This is a genomic window from Azospirillum sp. UFLA03-27 (genome assembly GCF_059803775.1).
Window position 1 is genome coordinate 1 of the sequence record NZ_JAUQTX010000245.1, and the last position, 9,749, is coordinate 9,749.

Consider the following 9,749-nt stretch of genomic DNA (forward strand, 5'->3'; position numbering starts at 1 on the left):
GTTATAGTCTCGTGGGCTCGGAGATGTGTATAAGAGACAGTAGCGGCGAGGGTCCGAAGTGATCGGGTTGACCGGGGTGAACAGCCCCTCCACCGGGTCGTAATCGTGCTGGCCGAAGGCGTATTCGGCGGCCCGCCCACGGGCGCACAGGCGCTCGGCCAGCCAGACCGCCATGCGGCGCGGCACCGGGCCGGTGAAGATGTCGAACATCGGCGCCGTCAGCACCGCAGCGTCGCACAGGGCCGGGTTGCGGAGCAGGGCCATCAGGGCGACCAGCCCGCCCATGCTGTGGGCGACCAGCAGCAGCGACCCGCGCTGCCGCGGCCTCACCAGCCGCTCCACCACCTCGTCAAGATCGCCGGCCAGCGTGTCGAAGCTGTCCAGGTGATGGATCTGAGGGTTGGGCAGGGGGCGGTCGGACAGGCCCTGGTTGCGCCAGTCGAAGGCGAAGACCTCGAAGCCGCGGGCAAGCAGCTCCCCCACCGTCTCGGCGTATTTCTCGATGAACTCCGCCCGGCCGGTCAGCAGCAGCGCGGTGCCGCGCGGCGGGGCTTTGGTGGCCGTCCAATGGGCGGTGCGCAGCCGCGTCCCGTCCCCCATCGTCACCCAGCCGAACCGTGGCTCCACACCCAGATCCGCCACGCTCACGGCCATTCCTGCGCTCTCCATCTTTGAGGGGATGATTGAACCATCATCGGACCGGGCGGGTCCAGCCCACGGCGGCGGTGCCGGTGATCCAGTGGAACCCCCGACCTCCCACGGATGTTGTCCAGGTCCAATGGGAGGTACATTCGAATGCACATGGCGCGTACACTGTCCATGGCGCTCTGCGCCTTGTCCCTGTCCTTGCCTCTGTCCCCCATGGCCGCCCAGGCCCAGCCCTCATCCAAATCACAAAGCCCCAAGGACGCGTCGGTGCCGCCGATCGCCGTGGAACGCACGGACGAGGGCGAACCGGTGATCGTCCATGAGGGCGAGGCGTCTTTCTATGGCGGTTCGTTCCACGGCAAGAAGACGGCCAGCGGCGAGCGTTTCGACCAGAACAAGCCGACCGCCGCCTCGCGCGAGCTGCCGCTGGGCAGCAAGGTCACCGTGACCAACCAGGACAACGGCAAGAGCGTCGACGTCATCGTCAACGACCGCGGCCCCTATGTGGACGGGCGGGTCATCGACCTGTCGAAGAAGGCCGCCAAACAGCTCGACATGATCGAGGACGGCGTGGCCCCGGTCCGCGTCGAGGCCAAGCCGTCCGAACAGCCGACCGAGTCCGTGAAGGAGAAGGTCGAGGCCAAGGCCGAGAAGGCCGACAAGACTCAGGTCGCCGAACAGCCCTCGTCTGACAAGAAAGGGATCGGCGCGGCCCGGTCCGGTTCGTCGCGCGCCGATCAGCAAAGCGGGTCGGGGTCCGACCGCTAAACTTTCTCTCGCGGCGGACGGGCGGTCCTGCGCGCGCGCTGGCCGCGGTCGAAGGCGGCCAGCAGCGCGCCCAGCCCGTCCGACGCCGCGTGGCGTGACCACAGGAAGGGGCGCAGCATGTTGCGGGTGCCGAAGCCGTGCACATGCACCGTGCGGCGCCCCAGCGCCTGCAACCCCTCCCGCGCCACGTCCAGCGGATCGGCAGCCCCCGGCAGGGCGTTCAGGGCGAAGCCGGCGCGCTTGCCGAAGGCGGTGCGGGTGGCGCCGGGGCACAGGACCAGCACATCCACCGGCTTGCGCTTCAGCTCCGTCGCCAGCGCCTCGCCATAGGCCAGGATGAAGCTCTTGCTGGCGCAGTAGGTCCCGAGGAACGGGATCGGCTGGAAGGCCGCCGTGCTCGACAGCAGGATCAACCCCGCCCGCCGCCCGTCGCGGGCCGCCCGCTCGATCATGCCGGGCAGCAGTGCGCGGGTCAGCACCGTGGTCGCCACCACGTTCAGCTCCACCGTCGTCCGCTCTGCCTCCGGGCTGTTGTCGAGCACCGGCCCGAAGGCGCCGGACCCGGCGTTGTTGATGAGCAGGTCGATCTCCAGCGTCTCCGCCTTCTGGATCAGGGCGTTCCGCCCCGCGTCGGTGGTCAGGTCGGTGGCCAGCACCTCCACCCGGCGTCCGGTGGCCTCCAGCTCCGTCTTTGCGGTGGTCAGGGCCTCGGCGTTGCGGGCGGCCAGCAGCAGGCCGGTGTCGGCGGACAGGGCACGGGCGAAGCCGGCGCCGATGCCGGAGGTGCCGCCGGTGACCAGCGCGAAGCGGTGGGGCATGGGTCGGATTCCGTCGCGGTTCGGGGGGATGAGAGGTGACGGTTGGCCGCGGCGGCGCGAAGTCAAGCCATCCGCCCCCGAGTCGCCCCGCATTCCGCGGTGCAGCAGGCCGAATTGTCAGTGTACATATTAACTGAAGCCGCTCCGGACTTTTACTGTCACGGAACTGAAATCGCCGGACCAGAGGAAATAGGCAGGACGCCGCGACTGCCTCCTCTTTCGAAAGAGGTTAGCGGTTTTTTCACTTTTTCAGGCGAGTCGTGTTGCCATCACGTGGTTGCAGTGCATATATCGCATTGCACCATACGTGTTGTCGCACCGCACGGTCGGCGCTTCTGGCCGGTGCTTGATGAAAAGGAACCGCGGTATGGATGATGTTCGCCAAGTCCTGAAGGACAACGAGGGCCACTGCATCGAGGATTTGACCGTCGGCATGACGGCGTCCTTCGCGAAGACGGTTACCGAGGCGGACATCGTGCTGTTCGCCGGCATCTCCGGCGACACCAACCCGGTCCACCTGAACCAGGAATACGCCAGCGGCACCATGTTCCAGGGCCGCATCGCCCACGGCATGCTGAGCGTCAGCTTCATTTCCGCCGTTCTCGGCACCAAGCTGCCCGGTCCGGGCGCCATCTACATGAGCCAGACCGTGCGCTTCAAGGCGCCGGTCCGCGCCGGCGATACGGTGACCGCCCGCGCCACCGTCACCGAGATCATCCCGGAGAAGCGCCGCGCCGTCGTCCGCACGGTCTGCACCGTCGGCGAGACGGTGGTGATCGAGGGCGAGGCCCTGCTGATGGTCCCGTCCCGCGGGTGATCCCGTCAAACCCTTAGGGCGGGCAAGCCTTCAACAAGCGAAATGACTTGCCGGTCGCCGGTGCGTAGACCACGCGCCGGCTCCGGTCTATATAAGACGCCCATGGCATGGCCCGCCCCGGCGGGCCGCCATCGTTTCCGGGGGCCGTCCGCGGCCCGCAGATCATCAGGGCGTGACGCATGCGATTGTTCCGACATACCGCCGACCTGCCGGAAGACGCCCGCGGGGCCGTCGTCGCCCTGGGCAACTTCGACGGGGTGCACCGTGGCCATCAGGCGGTGATCGCCACCGCTCAGCGGATCGCCCGCGATCTCGGCGCGCCCTCGGCGGTGATGACCTTCGAGCCGCACCCCCGCTCGGTCTTCCGCCCGGACGACGCCCCCTTCCGCCTGTCGCCCTTCCGCGTCAAGGCCCGCCACATCGAGGCGCTGGGGGTGGACCTGCTGTTCGTCTGCCATTTCGACGAGAGCTTCCTGCACAAGACCGCCGACGCCTTCATCCAGGAGGATCTGGTGGCCGGGCTGGGCGTGCGGCACGTCGTCTGCGGCTACGATTTCCTGTTCGGCCACGGCCGCGGCGGCGACCCCGCCCTGCTGCGGCAGGCCGGCGCGGCCCAAGGCTTCGGCGTGACCGAGGTCGGACCGGTGTCCGACGATGCGGACGGCGTCTATTCCTCCACCCGCGTGCGCGACGCGCTGGTCGCCGGCAATCCGCGCGAGGCCACCCGGCTGCTCGGCTCCCCCTGGGAGATCGAGGGGCGCGTGGAGCATGGCGACCACAAGGGCCGCACCATCGGCTTCCCCACCGCCAACGTCGAGCTGGCCGACTACCTCCGTCCCGCCTTCGGCGTCTACGCGGTGCGCACCGGGGTGGACCAGGGGGCGGGCACGGTCTGGCGCAACGGCGTCGCCAACCTGGGCCGCCGCCCGACCGTGGGCGGAACGGTGGAGCGGCTGGAGACCCACATCCTCGACTTCGACGGCGACCTCTACGGCCAGCATCTGCGCGTCCAGCTCATCGAGTTCCTGCGGCCGGAGCGCAAGTTCGGCAGCTTCAACGAGCTGAAGGACCAGATCGTCCAGGACGCCGCCGCCGCCCGCGCCGTGCTGGCCCGGGAACCGCGGTCGGAAGGCTGAGTGACGATGGACCGCGTGATCCTTCTGCTCTTCATCCTGAACCAGGGCGGCCCGACCACCATCGAGTTCCAGACGATGGAGCAGTGCAAGGCCGCCGAGCCCGCCATCGTCCAGGCCTACCGCGAGATGACCGGCAACCCGGTGCTGACCCGCTGCATCGCGCTGGCCCTGCCGGGAAAGTGACGGCGCAGGGCAAGCCCGCCCCATTGCGATTCGCACGCCGGGGGGCTACACACGGGGCAGTTTGAGCCTCCCTGGGAGCCGTTAGGCCATGACCACCGCCGCTTTGCCCGCCCCTGCCAATGGTGACCGGGCGACCATCGCCGCCACCGCCGCGAAGATCCTGCTGGAAATCAAGGCGCTGCATTTCAACGCCGAGACGCCCTTCATCTTCACCTCCGGCTGGGCGAGCCCGGTCTACACCGACTGCCGGCGCATCGTGTCCTTCCCGCGCGCCCGCAAGGCGCTGATGGACTTCGCCGTCCAGACCATCGAGCGCGAGATCGGCTACGAGAGCATCGACGCGGTGGCCGGCGGCGAGACGGCGGGCATTCCCTTCGCCGCCTGGATCGCCGAGCGGCTGGAACTGCCCATGCAGTATGTCCGCAAGAAGCCGAAGGGGTTCGGGCGCAACGCCCAGATCGAGGGCGTGCTGACCGAGGGGCAGCGGGTCATCCTGGTCGAGGACCTCGCCACCGACGGCAAGAGCAAGGAGAACTTCGTCACGGCGCTGCGCAACGGCGGCGCCACTGTGACCGACAGCTTCGTGATCTTCCATTACGGCATCTTCCCGCAATCGAAGACCAACATGGACCGCATCGGCGTCCGCCTGCACGAGCTGTGCACCTGGTGGGACGTGTTGAAGGTCGCCCGCGAGAACCAGTACTTCGACGAGAACACCCTGTCGGAAGTCGAAAAGTTCCTGAACGACCCGGTCGGCTGGTCCGCCGCCCACGGCGGCAAGGCCAGCTTCGACTGACGCCGCCCGGAGGCGCCGCGCCTTGACCGCACCGCCCACACCGCTAATATCCCGCGCGATGCTGCATCCGGCGTGGGTCATGGCGCGTATGGCGCGAATTACCAACCCGGCCTCCTGAGGGGGGCCGGGACCGCCTCGTTTGTGCGTGCGTCGGGGGCCTGACCGCTGCCGCCCGACAGTTCTGCTTCAGGTTCAGGAAATCCCCGACATGACCCGCGACTACAAGTCCACCGTCTTCCTGCCCCGCACCGACTTCCCCATGCGCGGCGGCCTGCCCACCAAGGAGCCGGAGCTGCTGAAGCGCTGGGAGGACATGGGCCTCTTCCAGCGGCTGCGCGAGACGGCGAAGGGCCGTGAGAAGTTCGTCCTGCACGATGGCCCGCCCTACGCCAACGGCAACATCCACATCGGCCACGCCGTCAACAAGGTGCTGAAGGACGTCATCGTCCGCTCGCGCCAGATGCAGGGCTTCGACTCCAACTACGTCCCCGGCTGGGACTGCCACGGCCTGCCCATCGAGTGGAAGATCGAGGAGAAGTACCGGGCCGAGGGCAAGGACAAGGACGAGGTTCCGCTCAACCAGTTCCGCGCCGAGTGCCGCCAGTTCGCCCAGAAGTGGGTGGACGTGCAGGCCGGCGAGTTCCGCCGCCTCGGCGTCGAGGGCAACTGGGCCGACCCGTACCTGACCATGACGCTGCCCGCCGAGGCGCAGATCGTCCGCGAGATCCACAAGTTCGCCATGAACGGCGGCCTCTACAAGGGCGCCAAGCCGGTCATGTGGTCGGTAGTCGAGAAGACCGCGCTGGCCGAGGCGGAGATCGAATACCACGACCACACCTCGACCACCGTCTTCGCGCGCTTCGCCATCTGGGGCTCGCCGGCGCCGGAGGTCGACGACGCCAACATCGTCATCTGGACGACCACCCCCTGGACCCTGCCGGGCAACCGCGCCATCGCCTTCGGCGAGGACATCGAATACGCGACCTACAAGGTGCTGGCGGTCGAGGAGGGCAGCCTCGCCGAGGTCGGCGAGCGGCTCGTCATCGCCACCGCGCTGGCCGAAAGCGTCTTCAAGGAAACCAAGATCGCCGACGCGCGGCTGCTGCACCGCTTCCCCGGCTCGCGTCTGGCCGGCGGCTACTGCCACCACCCGCTGACCCGCAGCGGCTACGACTTCAAGGTGCCGCTGCTGGCCGGCGACTTCGTGACGACCGACGCCGGCACCGGCTTCGTCCACATAGCACCCGGCCACGGCGAGGACGACTTCCACCTGGGTCAGGCCAACGGCATCGAGGTGCCGCAGACGGTCGGCGAGGACGGGCGCTACTACGACCACGTCCCGCTGTTCGCCGGCCTGCGCGTCTACACCGCCGAAGGCAAGCCGGGCGAGGCCAACGGCGCCGTGCTGAAGGCCTTCCAGGAGGTCGGGGCGCTGCTCGCCAAGGGCCGCGTCAAGCACAGCTACCCGCATTCCTGGCGCTCGAAGGCCCCGCTGATCTTCCGCACCACGCCGCAGTGGTTCATCTCCATGGAGACGAACGATCTGCGCAAGACGGCGCTGCAGGCGATCTCCGACACGACGTGGTTCCCCGCCCAGGGCGAGAACCGCATCCGCGCGATGATCGAGCAGCGCCCGGACTGGTGCATCAGCCGCCAGCGCGCCTGGGGCGTGCCGATCGCCCTGTTCGTCCGCAAGGACAACGGCGCGATCCTGCGCGACGCCGAGGTGTTCAACCGCATCGCCGACATCTTCGAGAAGGAAGGCTCCGACGCGTGGTTCGCCCGCCCGGCGCAGGACTTCCTCGGCAACGCCTACCGCGCCGACGACTACGAGCAGGTCAGGGACATCGTCGACGTGTGGTTCGAGTCCGGCTCGACCCACGCCTTCGTGCTGGAGCAGCGGCCGGAGCTGAAGTGGCCGGCCTCCCTCTATCTTGAGGGCTCCGACCAGCACCGCGGCTGGTTCCACTCCTCCCTGCTGGAAAGCTGCGGCACGCGCGGCCGGGCGCCCTACGACGCGGTGCTGACGCACGGCTTCACGCTCGACGAGCAGGGCCGCAAGATGTCCAAGTCGCTGGGCAATGTGGTCGCCCCGCAGGAGGTCTGCGACAAATACGGCGCCGATATCCTGCGCCTCTGGGTGGTCAGCACCGACTACACCGAGGACCAGCGCATCGGGCCGGAGATCATCAAGTATCAGGCCGACCACTACCGCCGCCTGCGCAACACGCTGCGCTACATCCTCGGCGCGCTGGCCGACTACACCCCGGCGGAGCGCATCGCCGTCGCCGAGATGCCGGAGCTGGAGCGCTGGGTCCTGCACCGCCTGTCGGAGCTGGATACGCTGATCCGCGCCAAGATCGAGGCCTACGACTTCCACGACCTGTCGGTGGCGATCCACAATTTCTGCGCCGTGGAGCTGTCGGCCTTCTACTTCGACGTCCGCAAGGACAGCCTCTACTGCGACGCGCCGGGCTCGGTCCGCCGCCGCTCGGTCCGCACGGTGATGGAGCATCTGCTCTCCACCCTGACCGCGTGGCTGGCCCCGATCCTCTGCTTCACCGCGGAGGAGGCGTGGCTGGCCCGGCCCGAGGGCCTGACCGGCACCGAGGGCTGGAGCGAGGAAAGCGTCCATCTGCGGGTCTTCCCGGCCATCCCGGCGGAGTGGCGCAACGACGATCTCGCCGCCAAGTGGGAGTCCATCCGCACTGTCCGCCGCACCGTCACCGGCGCGCTGGAGCTGGAGCGGGCCAACAAGAGGATCGGCTCGTCCCTGCAGGCGAATCCGACCGTCTTCGTGGACGCGGCGACCAAGGCGCTGCTCGACGGCGTGGACTTCGCCGAGATCTGCATCACCTCGCAGATCACCGTGGCGGAGGGCACGGCGCCTGAGGGCGCGTTCGTCCTGCCCGACGTGGCCGGCATCGCGGTGGTGCCCGGACTCGCCGAAGGGGGCAAGTGCGAGCGCTGCTGGAAGATCCTTCCGGAGGTCGGCACGAACGCCGCACACCCGACGCTGTGCCTCCGTTGCGCCGAAGCCGTGGACGCGGAACCGGCGTTCTGATTCGCGTTGCCGGAGCCTGCGCCTTATCCCCTCTCCCCTCTGGGGAGAGGGTTAGGGTGAGGGGGTTCCGCTTCCTCGACGCGTCCGGCAAACGCGCAACCCCCTCACCCCGACCCTCTCCCCAGAGGGGAGAGGGAGCAGGAGCACTTCATGAGCAGCCTCTCCACGTCCGGCAGCCGCAGCCACACGGTCTTCGGCCTGTCCGTCGCCGCGCTGGTGGTGGTCCTCGACCAGCTCACCAAATGGTGGATCCTCGACGTGGTCATGCAGCCCTACCCACGGGTCATCGAGGTCACGCCCTTCTTCAATCTCGTGCTGGCCTGGAACACCGGGGTCAGCTTCGGCACCTTCGGCAGCTCCCACGCCTGGATGCCCTACGTGCTGGCCGCGGTGGCCTTCGCCATCGTGGTGGCGCTGCTGCTGTGGCTGCGGCAGGCCGACCGGCGCTACCTTGCGCTGGCGCTGGGGATGGTGATCGGCGGGGCCATCGGAAACGTGATCGACCGGTTCCTGTACGGGGCTGTCGCCGATTTCCTCGATTTCCACATCGGGGGGTGGCATTTCTGGGCCTTCAACGTGGCAGACAGCGGAATCAGCGTCGGCGTGGCGCTTCTCGTGCTGGATGGGCTGTTCGCCGGCCGCGAAAAGTCGTAATAGTTCACGCGACGGAGCCGCTATAAGGGACGCGGCCCGACGACAAGCGGCCTGACGACTAGACGACGGGACTCGAACGTGACCATGCTTTCCTTCGCCTCCTCCATCGCGCGGCGCTCCACCCGTTCCCTGGGGCGGGGTCCGCTGCTGGGCTTGGCGCTCGTCGCGCTGGCGCTCACCGGATGCACCGACGTCCGCCGCTCCATCGGCCTCGACCGCACGAGCCCGGACGAGTTCACGGTCGTGTCCCGCGCGCCGCTGACCATGCCGCCGAGCCTCGCCCGCCTGCCGGAGCCGCGCCCCGGCGCGGCGCGCCCGCAGGACGCCACGTCGGCCGCGGTGGCCGCCGCCTCGGTCTTCGGCGGCTCCTCGCGCGCCACCGCCGCGGGCGGCCGGACGGCTGCCGGTACCGCCGGCGAGTCGGCCCTGATCGCCCAGGCCGGCGCCAAGAGCGGCATCGAGCCGGGCATCCGCAACAAGGTCGACCAGGAGACGACCCAGCTCGTCGTCGCCGACAAGAGCTGGATCGACTCCCTGCTGTTCTGGCAGACGCAGGAGCAGCCCTACGAGGTCGTCGATCCGAAGAAGGAAAACCAGCGCCTGCGCGAGGCCCAGGCCACTGGCAAGGCGCTGAACGACGGCACCGTCCCGACCATCGAACGCAAGCGCCGGGCGCCGCTGGAGGGCCTGTTCTAAGCCGATTTCGGGGACCCAATTCAGGGCATTGTTCCGGGCGCTTCGCCGCACCAGTATCTAGGGGGCGTTCCCAGACGGGGACGCCCCCTTTTGCATTCCCGTCCCCTTCGCTCCCAACGAGAGGCCCATGCTCCCCAACGGCCCCACCGCAGTCTCAAAAACACAACAC

General features: G+C 68.6%; 10 protein-coding genes. 8 read left to right on the plus strand and 2 right to left on the minus strand.

The annotated features are described in order from the left end of the window. Positions 1-654 (minus strand): alpha/beta hydrolase (locus tag Q4I23_RS26410; RefSeq protein ID WP_498528182.1); only part of this gene is annotated, 654 nt, incomplete at its 3' end. Between the two features lie 141 nt (positions 655-795). On the opposite strand from Q4I23_RS26410, the gene Q4I23_RS26415 reads away from it, so the two are divergent. Then, on the plus strand, positions 796-1,416 hold the full coding sequence (locus Q4I23_RS26415) for a septal ring lytic transglycosylase RlpA family protein (RefSeq protein WP_454018966.1): 621 nt from the start codon (positions 796-798) through the stop codon (positions 1,414-1,416). Here the strand turns inward: Q4I23_RS26415 and Q4I23_RS26420 are convergent. Next, positions 1,413-2,234 (minus strand): SDR family NAD(P)-dependent oxidoreductase, encoded by an 822-nt coding sequence (locus Q4I23_RS26420; RefSeq protein WP_454018965.1) that lies wholly within the window; start codon positions 2,232-2,234, stop codon positions 1,413-1,415. The genes Q4I23_RS26415 and Q4I23_RS26420 overlap by 4 nt on opposite strands. A 367-nt stretch (positions 2,235-2,601) precedes the next feature. On the opposite strand from Q4I23_RS26420, the gene Q4I23_RS26425 reads away from it, so the two are divergent. From Q4I23_RS26425 to Q4I23_RS26455, 7 genes are all read left to right on the plus strand, one after another. Continuing rightward, on the plus strand, positions 2,602-3,051 hold the full coding sequence (locus tag Q4I23_RS26425) for a MaoC family dehydratase (protein ID WP_014239679.1): 450 nt from the start codon (positions 2,602-2,604) through the stop codon (positions 3,049-3,051). A 179-nt stretch (positions 3,052-3,230) separates the two neighbouring features. Then, positions 3,231-4,187, plus strand: coding sequence for a bifunctional riboflavin kinase/FAD synthetase (locus Q4I23_RS26430; RefSeq protein WP_498528183.1), 957 nt, complete (start codon positions 3,231-3,233; stop codon positions 4,185-4,187). Next, positions 4,188-4,370, plus strand: coding sequence for a hypothetical protein (locus tag Q4I23_RS26435; protein WP_498528185.1), 183 nt, complete (start codon positions 4,188-4,190; stop codon positions 4,368-4,370). 88 nt (positions 4,371-4,458) lie between these two features. After that, entirely contained in the window at positions 4,459-5,166 is a 708-nt protein-coding gene (locus Q4I23_RS26440; RefSeq protein ID WP_145689012.1) for an orotate phosphoribosyltransferase, read from the plus strand. A 208-nt stretch (positions 5,167-5,374) separates the two neighbouring features. Then, positions 5,375-8,230, plus strand: a complete 2,856-nt coding sequence (gene ileS, locus Q4I23_RS26445) for an isoleucine--tRNA ligase (protein ID WP_498528184.1) — start codon at positions 5,375-5,377, stop codon at positions 8,228-8,230. Between the two features lie 150 nt (positions 8,231-8,380). Then, entirely contained in the window at positions 8,381-8,884 is a 504-nt protein-coding gene (lspA, locus tag Q4I23_RS26450) for a signal peptidase II (protein WP_454018961.1), read from the plus strand. An 84-nt stretch (positions 8,885-8,968) separates the two neighbouring features. Then, the gene (locus Q4I23_RS26455) at positions 8,969-9,580 is read left to right on the plus strand and encodes a DUF3035 domain-containing protein (protein WP_237904895.1); all 612 of its coding nucleotides are present in this window, start codon (positions 8,969-8,971) and stop codon (positions 9,578-9,580) included. Positions 9,581-9,749: the final 169 nt, after the last annotated feature.